The organism is Pseudomonas sp. B20 (assembly GCF_020515755.1).
Lineage (GTDB): Bacteria > Pseudomonadota > Gammaproteobacteria > Pseudomonadales > Pseudomonadaceae > Aquipseudomonas > Aquipseudomonas syringae.
Map to the genome: position 1 here is coordinate 63,736 of NZ_JAHPJG010000026.1, position 19,823 is coordinate 83,558.

Annotated in this window: 15 protein-coding genes; all 15 read right to left on the reverse strand. The window is 61.1% G+C overall.

The window, feature by feature from the left end; translation table 11 throughout:
* Positions 1–8: 8 nt before the first annotated feature.
* Positions 9–1,040, reverse strand: coding sequence for a FecCD family ABC transporter permease (locus tag LIX91_RS22335; protein ID WP_103695816.1), 1,032 nt, complete (start codon positions 1,038–1,040; stop codon positions 9–11).
* The gene (locus LIX91_RS22340) at positions 1,033–2,022 is read right to left on the reverse strand and encodes a FecCD family ABC transporter permease (RefSeq protein ID WP_003410493.1); all 990 of its coding nucleotides are present in this window, start codon (positions 2,020–2,022) and stop codon (positions 1,033–1,035) included. The genes LIX91_RS22335 and LIX91_RS22340 overlap by 8 nt, the downstream gene beginning before the upstream one ends.
* On the reverse strand, positions 2,019–2,924 hold the full coding sequence (locus tag LIX91_RS22345; RefSeq protein WP_032698518.1) for an ABC transporter substrate-binding protein: 906 nt from the start codon (positions 2,922–2,924) through the stop codon (positions 2,019–2,021). The genes LIX91_RS22340 and LIX91_RS22345 overlap by 4 nt, the downstream gene beginning before the upstream one ends.
* On the reverse strand, positions 2,914–4,797 hold the full coding sequence (locus tag LIX91_RS22350) for an IucA/IucC family protein (protein WP_226489181.1): 1,884 nt from the start codon (positions 4,795–4,797) through the stop codon (positions 2,914–2,916). Before LIX91_RS22350 ends, LIX91_RS22345 begins: the two co-directional genes overlap by 11 nt.
* Before the next feature lie 3 nt (positions 4,798–4,800).
* Positions 4,801–5,574 carry an HpcH/HpaI aldolase family protein gene (locus tag LIX91_RS22355; protein ID WP_003416706.1) on the reverse strand — a complete coding sequence of 258 codons (774 nt, stop codon included), beginning with the start codon at positions 5,572–5,574 and terminating at the stop codon, positions 4,801–4,803.
* Positions 5,574–7,433, reverse strand: coding sequence for an IucA/IucC family protein (locus LIX91_RS22360; RefSeq protein ID WP_103695813.1), 1,860 nt, complete (start codon positions 7,431–7,433; stop codon positions 5,574–5,576). The genes LIX91_RS22355 and LIX91_RS22360 overlap by 1 nt, the downstream gene beginning before the upstream one ends.
* 21 nt (positions 7,434–7,454) lie before the next feature.
* On the reverse strand, positions 7,455–8,861 hold the full coding sequence (locus LIX91_RS22365; protein ID WP_226489182.1) for a DHA2 family efflux MFS transporter permease subunit: 1,407 nt from the start codon (positions 8,859–8,861) through the stop codon (positions 7,455–7,457).
* Complete coding sequence (locus LIX91_RS22370) at positions 8,858–10,066, reverse strand: type III PLP-dependent enzyme (protein WP_226489183.1); 1,209 nt, start codon at positions 10,064–10,066, stop codon at positions 8,858–8,860. The genes LIX91_RS22365 and LIX91_RS22370 overlap by 4 nt, the downstream gene beginning before the upstream one ends.
* Positions 10,059–11,843 (reverse strand): IucA/IucC family protein, encoded by a 1,785-nt coding sequence (locus LIX91_RS22375; RefSeq protein WP_226489184.1) that lies wholly within the window; start codon positions 11,841–11,843, stop codon positions 10,059–10,061. The genes LIX91_RS22370 and LIX91_RS22375 overlap by 8 nt, the downstream gene beginning before the upstream one ends.
* Before the next feature lie 197 nt (positions 11,844–12,040).
* Positions 12,041–13,417 (reverse strand): diaminobutyrate--2-oxoglutarate transaminase, encoded by a 1,377-nt coding sequence (locus LIX91_RS22380; protein WP_003416699.1) that lies wholly within the window; start codon positions 13,415–13,417, stop codon positions 12,041–12,043.
* A 349-nt stretch (positions 13,418–13,766) separates the two neighbouring features.
* Positions 13,767–16,175 (reverse strand): TonB-dependent receptor, encoded by a 2,409-nt coding sequence (locus tag LIX91_RS22385; protein ID WP_103695810.1) that lies wholly within the window; start codon positions 16,173–16,175, stop codon positions 13,767–13,769.
* Positions 16,176–16,244: 69 nt separating this feature from the next.
* Positions 16,245–17,210, reverse strand: coding sequence for a FecR domain-containing protein (locus LIX91_RS22390; RefSeq protein ID WP_032661730.1), 966 nt, complete (start codon positions 17,208–17,210; stop codon positions 16,245–16,247).
* Positions 17,207–17,716, reverse strand: a complete 510-nt coding sequence (locus LIX91_RS22395) for a sigma-70 family RNA polymerase sigma factor (RefSeq protein WP_003318943.1) — start codon at positions 17,714–17,716, stop codon at positions 17,207–17,209. Before LIX91_RS22395 ends, LIX91_RS22390 begins: the two co-directional genes overlap by 4 nt.
* A gap of 280 nt (positions 17,717–17,996) precedes the next feature.
* Positions 17,997–19,172 carry an MFS transporter gene (locus LIX91_RS22400; protein ID WP_226489185.1) on the reverse strand — a complete coding sequence of 392 codons (1,176 nt, stop codon included), beginning with the start codon at positions 19,170–19,172 and terminating at the stop codon, positions 17,997–17,999.
* A 22-nt stretch (positions 19,173–19,194) separates the two neighbouring features.
* On the reverse strand, positions 19,195–19,815 hold the full coding sequence (locus tag LIX91_RS22405) for a hypothetical protein (RefSeq protein ID WP_226489186.1): 621 nt from the start codon (positions 19,813–19,815) through the stop codon (positions 19,195–19,197).
* Positions 19,816–19,823: the final 8 nt, after the last annotated feature.

The following is a 19,823-nucleotide window of genomic DNA, read 5'->3' on the forward strand; positions in this document are numbered from 1 at the left end:
GTAATTCCTTAATGCCGCTGGTTGATCAATAGGTACAGAAAAAACGGCGTGCCCAGCACCGCGACAAAAATCCCTGCGGGCAGATCCAGCGGCAGGAACAGCGTGCGTCCGGCCAGATCGGCAAGCATCACCAGATTGGCACCGATCAACGCCGCCATCAGCGCCTGACCGACGAACCCCGGCGGCATCAGGCGTTTGGCGATATGAGGCGCGATCAGCCCGACAAAGGCAATCGCCCCGCCCCAAGCGACCGCCAGCCCGGCCAGTGCGACGCTCACCAGCAGCAAACCGGCGCGCAGCCATTGCACGCGCACGCCGATGCCCTGGGCCAGCGCGTCATCCAGTTGCTGCATGCGCACCTGACGGGCGAGCAGTGCCAGCAGCGGCAATGTCATCAGCAGCCAGCCGGCCAGCGCGCGGGGCTCCGGCCAACTGGCACCATACACGCTCCCGGTCAGCCAGACATAAGCCGACAAGGTGGTGGTCAACGGGCTGAACACCAGAATGAACGTGGTGACCGCAGCCAGCAAAGCAGACACCCCTACCCCGATCAACACCATGCGCAAGGGTGAAGCGCCCTGATTCCAGGCCAGCAGATAAATGACCAGCGCCGCGAGGCCTGCGCCGGAGATCGCCGCCAGGGGCAGAAACTGCGCGCCCAGTGCAGCCGAGAAGAATGACAGGTACAACACGGCGGCGGCGCTGGCACCGCTGGTGATGCCTAACAGATCCGGTGAGGCCAGCGGGTTGCGAATGATGCTTTGCAGGATCAGTCCCGACACCGCCAGGGCCGCGCCGACCAGGGCAGCCAGGGCCAGCCGGGGCATGCGCAGTTGTTCGACGATGAAGACCAGGCTGGCATCCGCCTGACCGGTAAAAACATTCAGCAGGGTCGCTGGCGACAGATTGATCTTGCCCACGGCCAGTGAGCTCAGTGCGACCAGCAGCGTCAGCGCCAGGCCCGAAAGCAAGCGCGTCAATGCGGTCAGGCTGAACTGCCGGGAAAAGCTCCGGTAGCGCACGGTGAAATGCTTATCCATAGCGCGCGCCCCGCCGAACCAGTGCAATGAAGAACGGCGCGCCAAACAGAGCCGTCATCACACCCACCGGGACTTCCTGAGGGACAATCACGACGCGCGCCAGCGTGTCGGCCAGCAACAACAGCGTCGCGCCCAGCACTGCGCAGCCGGGCAGCAGCCAGCGATGGTCGATGGACAGCGTCTTGCGCACCATGTGTGGCACCAGCAGACCGATGAAGCCGATACTGCCCGCCAGCGCCACGGCGCTGCCTGCCAGAGCAATGATCACCACGCTCATCATCAGGCGAATCAGCCCCGTACGCTGGCCCAGAGCCGTCGCGATGGCTTCCCCGGTGTTGAGTACGTTGACCTGCCCCGCCAGCACCAGCGCGCCGGCAAGCCCCATGACCACGCAGACGAGCAACGGCGCGGCGGTACTCAGTTCGCGCTCCGACAAGGAGCCAGCCAACCAGAACAGCACGGTATCCAGACCGTCCTGATTGACCACCAGCAAGGCCTGACTGAATGCGGTAAACAAGGCAGTGATCGCTGCGCCGGCCAACACGATGCGCAATGGATTGAGGCTGCCCTGCCCCCGGTTGCCGATGACCCAGACAATCGTGCCCGCCACCGCAGCGCCGATGAACGCGCACCATAGCCACTGGCTCATGGACGACAGTGAAAGCAGCGACGAACAGGCGATGATGGCAAACGTCGCGCCGGCATTGATGCCGAACAGGCCAGGCGACGCCAGCGGATTGCGCGTCAGCGCCTGCATCAGCGCCCCGGCAACCGCCAGACTCGAACCGACCGCGACGGCCATCAGGGTGCGTGTCAGCCGTGTGTCGAGCAGCACGTGCTCTATAGCGCTCAGCGCATCAGCCTGCCAGACACTTCGTACAATGGCAGCGGGCGATATCCAGGTGGCCCCGGTGGCCAGACTCAATCCCATGCACGCTACCAGTATCAACAGCCCCAGGCCCAGTTTTGCCGCAGCCGTCATGAGGCGCGATCCGCCAGCGCCACGCGAGCGATCTCATCGAGCATGCGGTTGGCGCCCAGAATGCCGCCGGACAGGCTCCAGGCGACGGCATCAACGCGCCATACCTGACTGTCCCGTACTGCACGCAACTGTTGCCAGAACGGGTTCTGTACCAGCTTGTCGTAGGTGTGCTGCGCGGCGTTGCTGTCGGCGCGTTGAAAGACGAAGAACAGGTCGGCATCGACCACAGGCAAACTCTCTTTACTGCTGAGTTTAAGGGACACGCCCGTGGCTTGGCGGGCCGCGGGCGTCCAGGCAAAGCCCAGTTCACTGAGCACCGAGCCGGCAAAGCTGGCCGGCAGATAGCTACGGATATGGTCTTCGCGAATGTCGAGCACCGACACGGTGATTGGCCAGCGTCCGGCGAACTTCGCCTGCAACTGGCCACGCAGCGCTGCCACGCGCTGTTGCCATTGCCCGAGCAGGTCCATGGCCAGCTGTTGACGTTGCAGGGCCGCGCCCATCATTGCCAAGGTGCGCTTGAACTCGAACACCTCTTCGAGCATCAGCACCATGCCGATCTGCTCCAGCAACGGTGCGATGCGTTGATGACGAAAGCGTGAGGCGACGATCAGGTCCGGCTTGAGCAGCACGATATCTTCCAGGCTCGGCTGGGTTTCCAGACCCACATGCGGCACCGCCGCCAGCGCCGGGCGCAGGTAGCGGTACATCGGTTTTTCGCTCCACGAATCCACCACACCGCAAGGCGTTACGCCAAGGGCCACGGCAGTGTCGGACGCCCCCTGAAACAGGGTGACAACGCGCAGCGGCGCTGCCCGGGCAATGCCAGGCAGCGCCAGTAACCCCAGCGAAAGGCGCAACACGGTGCGCCGTGAAGGATGCAGGGTTCGGTCAGGTTGCACGGCGCAACCTGTGGAACGGGTTGACCACTTCGCCCTTGCCGAACGGCATGCTGCCCGGACCGCCCGCGCGCTCGATCATGGGCGTCAGCAGAAGTTTCTGCGGCCAGTTGGGGGCTTCGAACAGTTGTCGCCTGATCATGCCACGCGCCTCGTCGTCAAATTCGATGGTTGTGATCAGATTATCCAGAACATCGCGCAATACGGTCCACAGCGCAGTGACCGGTACGTCATACACTTGCGCCAGAGTATCCATGATTGCCCGCACGTTTACCTGAATACCCAGCGTCTGCAGCCAGAACAGCAAGTCCTCGGGGCGGTCATGATAAAGCGTATTGGCATGACCTTTCTTGATTCGATATTCCGGGTCGTGCATACCGTTGCGCTCCAGCCAGGGCACGAAAATACGCAACGAGTCGTGGTCACGCAACAACAGCCCTTGCGCCTGTCCGGCTTTCCAGACCATGACCGCGTTTTGACCATGCACTTCGCCGAGCATGCCCAGGCGGAACATGCGCAGGTTGATATCGAAGAAACTGTGGCTCAGTTCGCGAAACAGTGTCAGTACCGAAGCCTGATTGCGCGGCAGGTCGCGGTAGTCCATCCACTCGTCGAAGAAATGCCGATTGCTCCCCGGTAGCGGTGTACCCAGTGCCGCCATGGGCAGCAGGCGGCACTCCGGATCATCGAGCAAGGCGGCCGGATAGCCGCGCACCATGGCCGAAAGATGCCGAGGCCCTTCGTCGAACAGCGTGGCTTGCGGCTGCATGAATGCCCACCACTTGCGTTCGTCGCACAAGTGCAGCGAACGGCTCAGGGTTTGATCCTTGTCGACCACCTGACGCAGCAGTTTTTCGCTCAGCCCGCCGTTGATCATTTTGACCGCTGGCAGATAACGCGAAGCGCCGAGCGAATAAATCGCCATGGGCAGCTTCAGGTAGTCAGCGCTGTTGAAGCACGGTGTCATCGAACGCAGCGACGACGTGGCATGGACCTGCGCCTGATTGAAATCAAGCCGCTGGCAATCGCCCTTGGCGAACGCATCGCCCAGCTGAGCCTGCAGAACATGCTCGAACTGCCATGGGTGAACCGGCAGCGCAACATGGCTGTCGGCAATGCCACGCGCCTGCATCTCCTGGTCAAGCTCTGCTTGCAGGTTCTCGGGCAGCAGATAGCGGGCCGGAAAGGATGCATTCAAGTCCCCCACGCCGTCGCCGCATTGCAGCAAGGTCTTGTCGACGGCCACCCAGTTCAGCGCTACCGGCCGGGCGAATTCGGCCTGGTACTGTAAGTATTCCTGCTCGTTCAAGCCTTGTTTGGCCTTGGCCAGCGGGTGATACGGGCGGTCACGCAGTGACGCCCACTGTTCCATGGTCCTGAAGAAGGTGGCGCCGTCCTGAGCCATCAGGTTCTGCTCGTCGACCTTGTGGTCCAGCGACAGCGCGGTCTGCCAGACACTGATGCGCAACACCTCGAGAAACAGCGCGATACCCTTTTCGTTGTCCTGACGCTCGCTGTCCTGAAGCAGCGTCGCCTTGCCGGCGAACACCCACTTCATGAAGTCTTCCGGCGACAACTGCGTCCAGCGCTCGTCCTGTCGGCCGAGTACCGGGGTGCCGGGCACTTTTTCCCATTGCTGGGTGATGCCGGGGCGCAACGCGATGCTGATGAAGCGTTGCTCCGAATCATCGCAGCACCATTCCCAGATTTGCTGCGCGCTGCCCTGCTCTACCAGTTGCGGAGCCTGTGGATGGCGCAGTTGCCATTGGCTGCTGTCCTGCAAGCGCAATGGCTCGCGACCAAAGAAGTCCTCAGCCAGCAGGCAATCGACCAAATCCTGCATGACCAGGTCAGCGGCGAGTGAAGTGAAGTTCATGGGTTATTTTCCTTCTGCTGAATGTTGAGCCAGGCGGGCCTGAAGCGCGCGAAAGGCAATGCCACGCTCATCCCCGAGGACAAAGGTGTTGACCCCGCGAGCCTGCCAGCGGGCAGCGTCACCGGGTTGACGAGGGATCGCGCAATAGGCGACGCCCGCCGCATGGGCGGCTTGCCAGGTTGCAAGCAACGCGTTTTGTACATCTGGTTGATCGATCTGCCAGGGCATGCCCAGTGACTGCGACAGGTCTGCAGCGCCTTCAAGAATCATGTCCAGCCCCGGCACGCTGGCGATCTCGGCGGCACGGCGTACGCCTTCGGCGCTTTCGATCATCGCCACCACCATGATCTGTTGATTGGCGGCCTCCACGTACTGCGCCAGGCTGTGCTTGCCGAACGAGCCGGGACGTCCGGCATTAAGGCTGCGACGACCTAGCGGGTGGTATTTGCAGGCGGCAATCGCATCGGCCAGTTGCTCGGGGCTCTCGATCATCGGCAAGACGATGCCCTGCGCGCCGCCATCGAGCAGGCGCAGCAGGGTTTTCGGGTTGAGATCGGCGACCCGTACCAGTGGTGTGAGGTCGTAGCTCTCTGCCACACGGATCATGTTTTCCACGGTTTCCGGGTTGATCAGCACGTGTTCCATGTCGATGATCACGAAGTCGAACCCGGCCTCGGCGATCAACTCGATGGCGGCCGGGGCCGGGATCGAACTGATCACCCCGTGTGCCGGCTGTCCGTCGGCAATTCTGCTTTTGAGCGCATTGGTCCTCAGCATCATTGCGGCCTGTAGGTGTGCAGTGGGTTCGGTACCGAGCGGAAGCGACGCTCGCCATCCCCCAGCAGTCGACGCTTGGTCAGCTCTTCCACTTCGTACGATGGCGCAAACACGTCAAACAGCCCGAAACGGTCGCGGTGCTGCGGGTGAGCACGCTGATAGTCGAGAATGACGTCGGCGGTCATCTGCCAGAACAGCGCTTCGTCCAGCTGGTATTGCTGACGCAGGAAAATCGCCATTTCAGCCAGGCAGATGAAGAAGAAACAGTCACAGGAGAAATCGCGCACCGCGTTGACGTCATCGGTGATGATGAACGAGTTGCGGTTGAGTTTTGCATGGCTGGCGGGCAGCGGAACCAACTCCGGGCACAGTTCGGGACGTCCGAGGTGCGCAGGTGAATAACGCACGCCGTCATGGAAGTCCTTGAGGGCGATGCGCTGCGGCCAGCCCTGCTTGACGATCAGCACGATGTTCTGGCCGTGGGACTCCATGCCGATGCCTTCGGCATAGAGCATGTGAATGATCGGCGGCACCGTGACCTGCAGCAGTTGCCGGGTCCATTCCTTGAGCCCGTACTGGCTGACCCAAGCATCTATGAACGGCGTCTGCTGGCCATCACCGTAACGGTTTTCTACATGGCTGAGGCCGTTGAACGGCACCGCCTGCTCGTCGTCCCGGAGGTACTGATGCAGGCTTTCCCGCCAGATGGCACCCAGCGTGCCGTAGGTCTGCGTCGAACGTGATTCCGGCAGATGGCGGTAATCGAAACTCACCCCCGCCACCTCACCGAGAATCACGAAATCCAGCGCTTGAGCGGTGCTGTCGGTTGCGATCAACTGGTGCAGCCAATCGGTGATGATCGGGCCGTTCAACACCGTGTGGCGCGCCAGGATGCGTGTGCTGGAGGTATTGGTCATGCTCATCGCCAGCTTGACGTAAGGGCGCTGTGGCTGACTGGCGTTGGCCAGCGTGCGAATCGACTGCTGAGCCTTGTAGCTATCGGTCGAAGTACCCAGGTAAATCAGCTCGCCGCTTGCCAGTTCCGGGTAGAAGGTCGACACCGTGACGTTATCCCACTGCCACGGATGCACCGGCATCAGTTGATAGTCGTCGATGGACTTGCCCTGCGCGACCAGGTCTCGAGTTATTTCCTGCCAGCGTTGTGTGCCCAGCTCCTGACGAATGAACGCCTGAAAATCCATGCTCCGCGAGTGGCCGACCGAGGCGCTCGATTTCGCCACGGCCAGCCAGACTACCGCGAAAGGCGTGGCAAATTCTGGTCCGTAGTGGCGGTTGTCAGCCAGGGAAAAGCCGATCCGCGACTTGTAACATGGGTGGTAGCTGTGGGCATCCATGAAATGCTGCTCAAGCGCGTCGACATCCAGCTGATGCGCAGGCCTGGCGGGCTGATAACCCTGATTACGCGCCTGCAAGTCCTTGAGCTGGGTCTGCTCGATTTCCTGGATGAAGCGCGTCAGGTGCGGGCTGTCCTTGAACGGGCTGAGCAGCTCGGTCAACGCCAGATGCAGATCCGGCACGCTGCGTTCGCCGGCACTGTCCACCCGCTCAAGCGTGGCGTGATCGAGGCGGATCAGCTCAAAGCTGGTGCTCAGCAGGCCCTCGCAGTGGTATTCCACACCGCCACTGACGGCCACTGCAAAATGATGCCGATGATCATCCAGCGGCTCACAGCGGTAAGGCAGCGCCGCCTCGTACAGCAGGGTTTGCAGCAGTTGGCCGATCACGCGGCGTTGCACTTGCTGATAGCGCTCGGCGCTGACGTCGGCCAGCCAGGCACCAGTACCCGTCGTTGTCGTTGTCGAAGCGGCGTTACGTTGCAGCGGTAAAGGGGTAGCCATGTTCATACCTCGAACGAAAAATTATCGGGGTTCGACCGCGTCGGGCTGGGCCTCGGCGCGCTCGTCGTTAAGGGGGAAACGCCAGGCACAGGGCAGTGCCAGCAGGATCAGCAGGCCGGTGGCGATGAACACTTCGCTGATGGCCGAGGGCGTGGCGGCCGGTCCCGCGGTGTTGAGGCGAAACTCCAGCCACAGCGATGCGATGACGATGGCCAGCGACGCGACCAGACGCCGGGAAATGTTGTTCATCGCAGCGCCCTGAGTGACCATCGGCTCGGGCAAGGCATTGAGCCCCGCCGTGGTCACCGGCATGTAGGAGAGCCCGAGGCCGGCGCCACGAATCATCATCAGTACGAACACCACGCCGATTGCGGCATCTGCCTTGAGCATGCCCAGCGCCAGAGTCGAAACACCGGTCAACAGCAGGCCGACGGCGACGACGGTGCGGGGCCCATGGCGGTCCAGCGCCTTGCCGCCCCACTGGCCCAACAGGCTCGCGAAGCTGGCGGTACACAGCAGCGCCAGGCCGGTCCAGATCGGGTTGTAGCCCAGCACGCTCTGCACCAGCAGCGGCAACAGCACCAGACACTCGAACATGCCGACCGATTGCACCACGGCGATGATCACGCTCAGACGATAACCGCGCAGGTTGAACAGGCGCAGATTCAGCAGCGGTGCCTGGCGACTCAACTCGACGCGGACGAACGCAACCAGGCAGGCCACTGCGACCAGCACCATGGCCTGATTGACCGGATCGAGCAGCGCCTGAGCATGGTGCATGCGGCTGATGGCGATCATCAGCAAGCCAATGCCAGACGCCACCAGCAGGTAGCCGATCAGGTCGAACGGTTTGCGCTCGGCAGGCTCGGAGTCCGGCAGCACGCCGACGCCCAGCAGCAGTGCCAGCAGGCCGATGGGCACATTCATGAGGAACAGCGAGCGCCAGCTGAACCACTCCAGCATCAGGCTGCCACACAGCGGACCAAGCGCCGGTGCGAGCATCACTGCTGCGCTCCAGAGCCCGGTCACCCTGCCCCGTTCGTGCTTTTCATACACCGAGAAGATGATCGCCAGCGACAACGGGATCATCAGCCCGCTGGCAATGCCCTGTACCACCCGTGCGCTGATCACCAGTGCGATAGAGTCGGCCAGCGCGCCCAACAGCGAACCGCCAATGAACAGCGCCACACCCCACAGGTACAGGCGTTTGCGTCCGATGCGCTGACTGAGGAAGCTGGTCAGCGGCATGGTCATGCCCATGCTGGTCATGAACCCGGCGACAATCCAGGTGGCCAGCAGCGGGCCGATCCTGAACGCTTCCATGAAGGTGGGCAGCGCAGGGTTGAGCGAACTATTGCTCAGGCTGACCGTCAGCGTACCGAGCAGCACGTTGAACACCACCCAGCGGCGTGGGACGTTGAAACTCATTGGCGAACCCGTTCACCGTTGCGCACGAAGTGCTGTGACGGTCTTGGATGGCAGAGAAAGTCGGCGTGGGAGATGTTGTAGCCATACGCCCCCGCCAAAGGCAGGACCAGCAGATCACCAATGTTCACACCTTTGAGTAGCTGGCGACGGCTCAGTACGTCCTTGGGCGTGCACAGCTGCCCGACAATGTTGTAAGCCTGCTCTGACGAATCAGTGCTTTGCGGCGCAGTCGGCAAGTGGATAACCGGATGGTCATGGCTTTGCGCGACCGGCAGGCGAAACTGGTGAGTACCGCCGCGGCAGACCAGAAAATGCTCGCCGTGGCTGGTTTTGCTGTCCAGCACCTCGATGGCGTAATAGCCGCAATAGGCACTGATGAAGCGTCCCGGCTCGAAGCGCAGGATCGGCGCATCGTGCTGCTCGCCCAGGCGTTTTTCCAGATAACGGCACAGCCGCTGCCAGTCGAACTGCTGACTGTTGAGGTAATCGACGCCAATACCGCCGCCGACGTTGAAATGGGTGAGCTGGCCTGGGTCGCGGGCCAGAGCCTTCCATTCCTGCCAGCGCTGCAGGTAGAAATCGAGCAACTGCTCATGACGTTCGACCGACATCTGATGCGACATGGCGTGTACATGGAAGCCCTTGAGCGTCAGGTGGCTGGCGTTGTCCACGCGTCTGACCGCCTCGGCCAGATCGGCTTCGTCAATGCCGAACGGTGTCGCGGTCCCGGCCATCGCCAGCCTGCTCGACTGCGCAGCGGGCAGTTGCGGGTTGATGCGCAGGAACACCGGCTGCACGCGCCCCGCTTGTTCTGCGAGCTGTTGCAGACGCGCGATTTCGTTGAGGCTCTCCAGGTGGATGGCTTCAACCTTGTGCAGCAACGCCGAGCGCAGATCGGAATCGAGTTTGCCCGGGCCCGAGAACACGTAGGGCTTGCGTGTCGGACAGGCCATCACCCGCTCGATCTCGCCCCCAGAGGAAATTTCAAAGCCACTGACCAGCGGGGCCAGGGTTTCCAGCATCAGCGCCTCGCTGTTGGCCTTGATCGCGTAATACAGCTCGACACCTGCAGGCAGCGCCGCCATGACCTCACTGACATGCTGCTGCAACGCGTCCAGATCGTAGACAAAGGCCGCCAGCGGATCGGTTTCCAGCGCTTGAGCCTCCTTGATGGCCGCCAGTACGGTTTGCGGCACCTTATGCATAACGTGCCTCCGTGGCCCACGGCGACGCAAGACGCACATAGTTGGCTTCGCGATCGGCCTTGGCAGCGAGCCGGACCTTGAGGTTGGTCTTGCAGGCAATCGACTGGCCTGCGATCAGCGCGTCCAGCTCGGGCGCAGGCAGTACCAGTTCGTCACGAATACGCTGCAATTGTCGCTCGACGCGCTGCCACATCAGTGGTGCCAGGTGCGGACGCTCCCAGCTCAAGGCCAGCACCGCCTCGGACAGGTTGTTGATCAGCAGGCAATAGGTAATGCGGTTCCAGCCCTGCTCGCGGCTGTAGAGCAACGACTGGCGAATTCTCGGGTGCAGCCCCACCTGAATTGCCTTGATGCCCAACTCTTCGGTGAGCTTGACGCCTTCGAAGTCGCGCAACAGCAGCTGTTGCGGGCGTCCGTTATCGTGAATCAGCACTGCATTCTGCAAATGCGGCTCCATCACGATGCCATGGTTGAAGAACAACGCCATGACCGGGCTCAGCAGCAAGGCCTGGTACTCATCGAACCAGTCCAGCAGGTGCTGGTCCTCAAGCTCCCCACCATTGAAGCGCTCGAGGAAGTCGTGCACCAACGGCCGTGAACGCAGATCACGGGCGAACAGTGTGCCCGCCATCACGCTGCAATCGGCGCCGGAGCGGCGGCAGAAGTTTTCTCGCAGAATGGCGCCGGTCTGCTCGCGAAACCAGTGACCATCCGCCTCGCTCACGCTTTTGGGAGCCCAGCTCATCGAGCCGGGTTCGGCGACTGTAGACAGCCCGCCGAGGGTTTCCGGGCGGGTTTGCTGCAGGCGCTGGAACAGTTCGTCGATGATCAACGTGCTTTCCAGTTCATACCACGCGTTTTTCCTCACGCAGTTGGTGATTCGTACATTCAGCGAGCCCTTGATGAAGTAGTCGTGCCCCTCGATGTACCAGGTGCGCATCGACGCCGTCGGGCTGGCCAGCAGCCCACTGGCACCCAGGTCCGATATATCCCCCAGCTCAAGCAGCCTTTGCACGCGGCGGTCCTGCATGAACAGTTGCGCCTGTACCGGATGCATGCAGATCAGCGCATGCCCGGGCCGGGCCCGCGACTGGTCAGCGAAGCCTGCCATCACCTCGGCGTCGCTCAAGCCGTTGGAGGTGATTCGCAGCCCTTCCAGCGGCACTTCGAACAGATGCAGCGCAGTCTGCGCCTGAAACTCCGGGGCGTAGGTCTCCTGCGCCAGATGCTCAGGCCACAGGCGCGCCTTGGGCGCCGGATGGTTGGGGTGGCCGAACCACAAACCCTGCTCACTGGCCAGATAGCCGCTGAGCGGCGCCGGGTGCTGGCCGGTCATGTTATGGGCAACGATGGCGGCAGTCAGGTGCTGGCTTTGCAGGACCTGGTCCAGCAGCTCGTCATTGCTGGCACGGGTCATGTGCTCACAGGCGGTCAGCAGTTGCCGGGCGAATTCGGCGAACGCCAGACAGCGCCAGGTGCCCTGCCCCTGACGTGCGTAGACATCGGAAAGGTAGCGATGGCTGCCCAGGTGATCGCGGCGGTCCACCAGGACAAAGAACTGCTGCTGATTGGGCAAGCTGATGGTGAGCGGAATGCCCTTCCATTGTCCGCCATCGACGAAACTGCCAGGCGCTATGCCTTGCATGCCTTCAGGCCAGGTGTAATGCAGGCACTCTTCCGGCAGTGCGAATTCCTTGATCAGGCAATTGAGTAACGCGCGAGTGGTTGCCAACTCGCTCACCATGTTTGATAAGACGGTGCGATCGGTATTAGTCATGTCTGCTCCACAGTCGCTTTTACGCTGACCGTTTAAATGACGTCGCAACAAACGTTGATTTATCGCTTGCGGCACAACAATCGAGCTATCGAGGTGCGATAAGTTCGCCCAGCCAAACGTTGTGTGCGGGTGTTGTTTCAATCGTGATATCAGTGTCACGATGGTGGGCCGTTTATGCCCTGCTTATTACATAGCTTTTATTTACGTAGCTGGGACAGTGCCGCCTTGAGCGCTTGTTCAAAACGCTGGATCACCAATTGGCATTGCTCTTCGGTAATGATCAACGGCGGCAATAAGCGAATGACGTTGCCATTTCGACCACCGCGCTCAAGTAACAACCCCTGTTTGAAACAATGCTGCTGAATGGCGACAGCCAGATCCGGGTCCATCGGCAGGCTGCCGAGGCGGTCCGCCGGTTTGCGCTCATCGACAATCTCGATGCCCAGCATCAGGCCGCGGCCGCGCACATTGCCAATCGCCGGATAACGTTGTTGCAACAGGCCGAGCTGTTCCTTGAGCCAGTCGCCACGTTTTGCGGCCTGGCCAGCGAGGTTCTGTCGTTGCAGCACTTCAAGGGTCGCCAGGCCGGTGGCCATGGCCATCTGGTTGCCGCGAAAGGTGCCGGCATGATTGCCTGGGGACCAGGCGTCGAACTCGCGTTTGAAACCCAGCACTGCCAACGGCAGACCGCCGCCGACCGCCTTGGACATGACGATGACGTCGGGTTCGATCTCCGCGTGTTCGAAGGCAAACATCTTGCCGGTACGGCCAAAGCCGGCCTGCACTTCATCCAGAATCAGCAGAATGCCGTGCTTGCGCGTGACTTCGCGAATCTGCCGCAGCCATGCCGCAGGCGCCGGATTGACACCGCCCTCGCCCTGCACCGCTTCCAGAATCACCGCCGCCGGGAGCGACACACCGCTTTCCACGTCTTCGATGAACTGGGTGAAGTAGTAACTCAGCGCTTCGGTGCCGGCCTCGCCGCCAATGCCCAGCGGGCAACGGTATTCATGGGGGTACGGCAGGAACTGCACACCGGGCATCAGGTTAGCGACGGCGTTTTTTGGCGCGGTATTGCCGGTCAGCGCCAGGGCACCGTGGGTCATGCCGTGGTAGGCGCCGGAAAAGCTGATGATGTTATGCCGGCCAGTGGCGGTCTTGGCCAGCTTGATCGCGGCTTCGACCGCATCGGCCCCGGACGGACCACAGAATTGCAGGCAGTAATCACGCCCCTGTCCTGGCAGCAGACTCAGCAACGTTTCGCTGAAGGCGTCCTTGACCGCAGTGGTCAGATCAAGGGTGTGCATCGGCATACCCGAGGTCAGGAAGCTGTCGAGGCTGGCCATGATGGCTTCGTGATTGTGGCCCAATGCCAATGTTCCGGCGCCGGCCAGGCAGTCCAGGTACGTAGTGCCTTCAACATCCGTGACCCACACGCCATGAGCCTTGGCGATCGCCAGTGGCAACTTGCGCGGGTAACTTCTTACATTCGATTCAAACTTGCTCTGCCTGTCCAGATAGTTGGCATTGGTTTTCTGCGACGTAGTAGAGTGCAATAAGCCATTATTCAACATCTGTAAGTCCTCGCTGGATTTCCGGATGCAAATTATTATCATTTACCTAAAAGTGCAACCCAATATTTCGAAAACAAAGATGAAATTTAAATGAACTTTTCTAGGCACCTGATAATGAATAAGGCACACAGCTATACCGACAGGATTAATCGGTATGACTCAATGTGCCACTACCGAAAGTGGCCATTTATTATTTTGGCGTTATGACAAAACAGCCTATCTAAATAACAAACTGTTGTGTCGCCGTGTTGACGTTGATTATTTAATGCTGCACACAGGTTATCCCTCGATGAGGACTGCCGGTCGTTCGCTATGCACGTGAGCCCTTCCCTGGGCGTCACGTATCGACTCAGAAACCGATGGTGGCCGACAACAGATAGGTGCGCGGCGTCGACAGGGTCAGCCCCGGCTCGCTGTCATCCGACGCGCCTGCCGAACTCCAGTAGTACTTGTTCATCACGTTCTCGACATTGGCCCGCAGCGTGATGTCCTTCTGATCGACCTTGAAGGCATACCGCGCCCCTACGTCGAAACGCTCCGATGAATCGATGCTTTTGCTGTTCGCCTGATCCAGGTACTGCGAACCGGTGTAGATGCCTCGCCCGGTCAGGGTCAGGCCGTTGACGCCCGGGACGTCCCATTCGGCGCCCAGATTGACGTTGTACTTGGGGGTGGCCGGTGCGCGGTTGCCGTCGAATGTGCCGTTGACGGTATTGGTCAGTTCGCTGTCGATGTACATCACCCCGCCCAGCAGGCGGAAACCCTTCATCGGCTCACCGAACATGGTCAGCTCGACACCGTCGTTACGGCGCTTGCCGTTCGGGCCGAACACACGGGAGCTGGTATTGGTCTCGTAGGCCGGTTGTTTGATCCGGAATACGCTGGCGGTGAAAGCAAATGAACCCAGGTCGTACTTGGCGCCGACCTCGACCTGACGACTGACGAACGGCGGGAAGATCTGGTCTTCGTTCACCGAGGTCGACGGAGCGATCTTGCCCTGGCTCAGGCCTTCCATGTAGTTGGCGTACACCGAAAAGTCGTCGGTCACCTTGTACAGAATGCCGCCTGACGGTGAGACCTTTTCCTCGTCGTAGGCGGTGTCGCCTTTCACGTCATCGGTCCAGTCATCAACCTTGACACGCTGCCAGCGGGCACCGAGTGTCAGCAGCAGACGGTCCTCGAAAAATCCTAGCGTGTCAGTCAGCGCCACACCGCTGAAGCGGTTCTCGGTGTAAACCTTGGAGTCGGCTCGCGTGGGGTTCGAAGGTGTCGGCGTGTCGACCGGGTTGTAAAGATTGCTCGGCGCTGCCGCGTAGCGTGCACCACCGTTTTCAAAGTCCATGTAGAAATAGCTGGCAGCCAGATTGACCTCATGGCTGACCGGCCCGGTGTTGAACCAGCTGCGTGCGCCGGCAGTGGCGGTGCGCACATTTTCGTCACGGGTGAAATCGCGCGGTTGAACGCTGAAGTCACCCGCGTCGTTGGTGACCGATACCGCATGGCGCAGGAAGTCATGGTTACTTTTGCGCGCGCCGACACCGCCGTACAGCATCACCGAGTCGCTGAGGTCATATTCGGCATTCACTGCGCCGAAGGTATCCTTGGTGCGCGCCTTGCTCCAGGACTGCGCGTAGTTGTCGCGCACATCGTTGGCGTTGGGCACCTTCGCGTTGGCACCGACCTGCACGCGTTCCTGCGGAGCATCAGTGTCGCGTTCGGTGTGCCCGATGTCAGTCGACAGACGCAGACGGTCGCCGCGGAAATCCAGGCCCAAAACGGCCATGTCGCGATCGACGCTCTGATGATCCCATTCAGTGTCGCCGGACTGCTTCACGCCGTTGAAACGAATCCCGAACTTGTCGTCTTCGCCAAACCGACGGGCTACGTCGACTGCGGCACCCACCTGCCCCTTGGAGGCGTAGCTGGTGGTGAGCTCGGTGATCGGTTTATCCGTCGCGCGCTTGGGGACCACGTTGATCCCTCCGCCGACACTGCCTCGCGGCGAAATGCCGTTGATCAACTGGCTCGGTCCCTTGAGGATGTCCACCCGTTCGGCCATTTCCATGTCGATCGTGTAAGTGGGCAGGATGCCGTACAGGCCGTTGTAGGAAACGTCGCTGTTGAACAGGCTGAAGCCGCGAATGGTGAACTGCTCGTAGCGCCCGCCTGCGGGGTTGGTGGCGCGCACTGACGGGTCACTGGCGATCAGATCGCCAAGGGTTCGGGCCTGCTGGTTTTTCACCGCGTCCTTGGTGTAGGTGGTCATGCTGAATGGCGTTTCCATGAAGTCCCGGGAACCCAGCATGCCCTGCGAGCCTTTGCGTGCTACCTGACCGCCCGCGTAATCCTGACCGTCCGTGACACCGCTGTCGCCAACGATCGACGTGGGGGCGAGTTGCAAACCTGCGCTGGCGCTGTCAGGTGCCGGGATCAGCGTGTAAGCCTGCTCCCCGACGGGCATCAGCTGCAGGCCGGAACCTTGCAGCAGGCGCGCAAACCCTTCCTCGACCGCGAACTCGCCGGACAACCCCGAACTGTTTCGGCCGTTCACCAGTGCAGGGTCTACCGACAGATTGACCCCGGCCTGCCCAGCGAAACGGGTGAGCGCGGCACTCAGGCTGCCGGCCGGCACCTCATAGGCACGTCTACCCGACGTTTCTGCCCAACTGGTCGAGATGAACAACGGACTGGAACTCAACGTCAGCAACAGGCTGAAATGCAAAAGCGGACGCAAACGGTAGGAAGACACTGCGGACATAGAGGGAAGCTCTCGTATTTTTTGTGCACTTACCTGGAATGACCAGCGAGACAAAAAAAAGGGACAGCGTTACGCACTATTTTTTGTCGAAATGTTTTTTCGAGGCACCAGGGTCACCCAGTAACGGGTACGCATCTGCACGTCCACCGGCAGACTGGCCGCCAGCAAGGACAGTACGCGGTCGGTATTGTCGAGCCTGAAACTGCCGGTCACCCGAAGGTTTTCCAGCGCAGGCTCCCAGCGCAGCAGGCCCGGACGGTAGCGACCCAGCTCGCGCAGGAAATCGCCCAGCGGCTGGTTCTGCGCGGTCAGTACATCGTCGCGCCAGCCAGGCAGCAAGGCGTCGAAGGCACTGACAGGACCGATGCCGCTCTGCTTCAGAGTGACCTGCTGCTGCGCATTCAAGGCCAGCACCGGCCCGCGCAGAGGGTAAAGCTGCACCGTGCCGCTGACGACCGAGACCCGGCAGTCGCTGGCGTTGAGACGCACACAGACTTCGCTCCGACCGACCACGATACGGCCGTAAGGACCGTGGATGGTCAGCGGCGCGCTGCCAGGCACCTTGAGGGATATTTCGCCCCGCACAAGGGTGATTGCCCGGGCGCCCATATCCACGTTCACCGCACTGTCGGTATTCAGTTGCAAGGTGCTGCCATCGGCCAGCGACAGGCGCTTGTGCTCGCCGACTGCGGTTTGCAGGTCGGCACGCCAGACATCCAGCGGCAATTGACGCCCCAGCAGCCAGACTGCGGGGACCAGTGTCACGGCGCCCAACGCTCTTTTTAGCGTCGCGCGCCTGGCCTTGTCAGGACGATCAAGCGTCGCCATGGCCAGGTTGGCAGGCAGACCGAAAAAACGCTGACGCAGTTGTTGGGCCTTTTGCCAGGCGCGCTCATGACTGGCGGAACTGTCACGCCAATGTTGCAGCATGGCGTGATCTTCATCGCTGGCACCGCCGGACTCGAGAAGCGCCAGCCACTGCGCCGCTTTGCGTACGACCTCGCGTTCTTCGTTCGAAGGTGCCGGGCGAATCACCAGTCCACCAACAGACAATGCTCGTAGGCTTGCGCCATATAGCGTTTGACGGTGCGTTCGGAAACGCTCAGGCGTTCAGCGATTTCCCGATAGCCCAGCCCCTCGAGCTGACTCCAGAGAAACGCCCGGCGCACCACTGCCGACAGGCCATCGAGCAACTCGTCCAGCGCCTGCAGGGTTTCGAGCAGCAGCCAGCGCTGCTCCGGCGACGGCACGCTTTCTTCAGGCAACTGCGCCAGTGCTTCCAGATAAGCCTGTTCAAGGCTGCGGCGAGTGTAAAAATTACTCAGCAGGCGCTTGCCCACGGTCAGCAGGTAGGCACGCGGCTCCTGCATATCGGCGATCTGCTGGGAGCTGGAGAGCACGCGCAGGAACGTATCCTGACTCAGGTCAGCAGCATCCCAGGCATTGCCCATGCGTCTGCGCAGCCAGCTTTCCAGCCAGCCATGATGATCGCGGTACAGGGAATGCAAGGTCTGCTGTGATAGCGTCGCTGCTTGAGTCATGTCAAAAGCCTTGAGCGATGGGATGCGCCAAATGAGACTGATTCTAATTAGTGTTATATCCCGAGTCCACGCTCTTTTTTTCAAAAAGCCCATCGCCGCTGCGTGAAATCGGGGCTGTCAGCCCGCAACACGTTGATCCGCGCTGCATCCGGGCGATTCACCCAGACGACAAATGAGCGCTGAAAAAGCGTCCTGCGTGTCCTGTTTGTACGTTTTCCGAAACAAAGCCTGTCGGGATGGGTGAATCGGCTACTACGGTTACTGTTACGTACGCTGCCAATCAAACCCCGCCCACAACCCCAACCCTTCTATCAACTGCCCGCCGGTGCAGCAGCGCTATCAGGCACAAAGCCGATACCGACAGCCAGACGCTGACCAGCAGCACCGGTTGAGCGTTGTCGCCCGATACCCACTGCGACGCAAGCAGCGGCCCGAAGGCGCAGCCCAGCAATTGCATGCCGGGAATGAGCCCTGCGATGCGTCCCGAGGGATCGATTTGAAGCGCAATGCGTACCTGAAACGGCGTCAACATCAGGTAGATCAGGGCAAACAACGCGCACAGGCCCAGAAATACGTTAATCCCCTGATCGGCCGTTATGTACATGCCCAATGCAATGCCGGCCAGGAGAAACGCTGCGATGGCCAATATCGAGTAATCAGGCACCCTGCGTACCAGCAGAATGCCCAGGCAGCCGCCCAGCACTTGCATGAACAACATCGCGGACACCAGCAATTGCGCCGCATGAGCGCCCAGCCCCGCGTGGATGCCCAACGGTTCCAGATACGCCCACAACCCGCCAACGGCCGAGAGCTGCATGAACACCAGCATCAGCAGCAGCACTTGCTTCAGGTTCCATCTGAAACCTGCTGTATCCGGCTGCCTGTCAGGCTGCTGCGGCAAGCGTCCAGGTAGCCAGACAACGAACAGCACCGAGCTTGCGGTCAGCATTCCCAGAAACACGAACCCTGCATGCACGCTACGATCAGGCAGTATCAGGTACGCAAGCGCGGCGGCCATCAGTGCCTGGGCTAGCGTCTGCACGACCATGAACACCCCTGCCACCCGGTCCGGCGCCGGCCCCTGAACGATAAGGCTGACGGCGCCCCATAACAGCAGGCCCTCGGCCAGCCCCGCCAGCGCACGTGCCGCGGTCAACGGCCCATCGCCGGTGACATTGGCGGTGACCAGATCCATTCCGGCAGCGCACAGGATGGCGATGACTGTCAGCAGGCGCAGGTTGAGCACCGACCGCAGCAGATCGCCCAGCACCACACCGAGCCCCAGCGCGACGATTTCACCCATCGCGACCAGCCCGACACCTTCCAGTGATACATGGTCTTGCGCCAGTAACTCGCCAAGAAGCAACGGTTGCAGCCCTACCATCAGCACTGCGACAGAGCCCAGTGCCAAGGCGGCACTCAGGTGCCTGCGAGTTACAGCGGACGACGTTTGCATGGCATGCGCCTCTTCGGAAGTTTCAGTAACCGCGGGTTTCGGGCGGAATCCGGCCTTCGGCAAAACACTGCGCCGCCCGCTTCTCGTCTTTCATCAGCCTTCCGTTGGCCACCAGCACCACCCACCAGGGCAGTAACGTAAGGTGCGTGCCGCATGCCTTGGCCAGCGTATAGGCCTTGGCGCATTTCTCGAACAACTCTGCATTGAGGACCATTCGCGCCCCTGTAGTGCCCATCACCACCGGGGTGCTGTTGATCACCGCAGCATTTCCCCCGCGCTTCAACAGGCGTACCAGCGGTTGTTCGGAACTGGCGGGCGTGGCCATATGACCTATATGGCGTGCCTGCTCATCAAATAGAATCGGCAGGACTCCGCCAAAATCCACCAGGCTTTTGGCAAAGGCACCGCCGCCAAGCAGAACGGCGCCGACGTCAGCCCGGGCCCGGTAGATCGCCGCGTGCGTCTGTCCGTCGTCCGCTGCCGAGTCGTTGCAATCAACCACCTGCGGCGCCAGGTCATCGAGTTTGCCCAGCCACATGCTCTGTTCGCCCGGCAATCGCAACGAAACACTGCTGTGCGAGTCCACCTGGCCCATCAGGCGTTCACGCAGATCAAACCACTGCTGTCGAAGTGAATCGCGCATGCTGCTCA

Coding starts and splice junctions, on each gene's coding strand:
- LIX91_RS22335 (WP_103695816.1), bottom strand. CDS start 1,040: ATGGATAAGCATTTCACCGTGCGCTACCGGAGCTTTTCCCGGCAGTTC.
- LIX91_RS22340 (WP_003410493.1), bottom strand. CDS start 2,022: ATGACGGCTGCGGCAAAACTGGGCCTGGGGCTGTTGATACTGGTAGCG.
- LIX91_RS22350 (WP_226489181.1), bottom strand. CDS start 4,797: ATGAACTTCACTTCACTCGCCGCTGACCTGGTCATGCAGGATTTGGTC.
- LIX91_RS22355 (WP_003416706.1), bottom strand. CDS start 5,574: ATGCTGAGGACCAATGCGCTCAAAAGCAGAATTGCCGACGGACAGCCG.
- LIX91_RS22360 (WP_103695813.1), bottom strand. CDS start 7,433: ATGGCTACCCCTTTACCGCTGCAACGTAACGCCGCTTCGACAACGACA.
- LIX91_RS22365 (WP_226489182.1), bottom strand. CDS start 8,861: ATGAGTTTCAACGTCCCACGCCGCTGGGTGGTGTTCAACGTGCTGCTC.
- LIX91_RS22370 (WP_226489183.1), bottom strand. CDS start 10,066: ATGCATAAGGTGCCGCAAACCGTACTGGCGGCCATCAAGGAGGCTCAA.
- LIX91_RS22375 (WP_226489184.1), bottom strand. CDS start 11,843: ATGACTAATACCGATCGCACCGTCTTATCAAACATGGTGAGCGAGTTG.
- LIX91_RS22380 (WP_003416699.1), bottom strand. CDS start 13,417: ATGTTGAATAATGGCTTATTGCACTCTACTACGTCGCAGAAAACCAAT.
- LIX91_RS22385 (WP_103695810.1), bottom strand. CDS start 16,175: ATGTCCGCAGTGTCTTCCTACCGTTTGCGTCCGCTTTTGCATTTCAGC.
- LIX91_RS22395 (WP_003318943.1), bottom strand. CDS start 17,716: ATGACTCAAGCAGCGACGCTATCACAGCAGACCTTGCATTCCCTGTAC.
- LIX91_RS22400 (WP_226489185.1), bottom strand. CDS start 19,172: ATGCAAACGTCGTCCGCTGTAACTCGCAGGCACCTGAGTGCCGCCTTG.
- LIX91_RS22405 (WP_226489186.1), bottom strand. CDS start 19,815: ATGCGCGATTCACTTCGACAGCAGTGGTTTGATCTGCGTGAACGCCTG.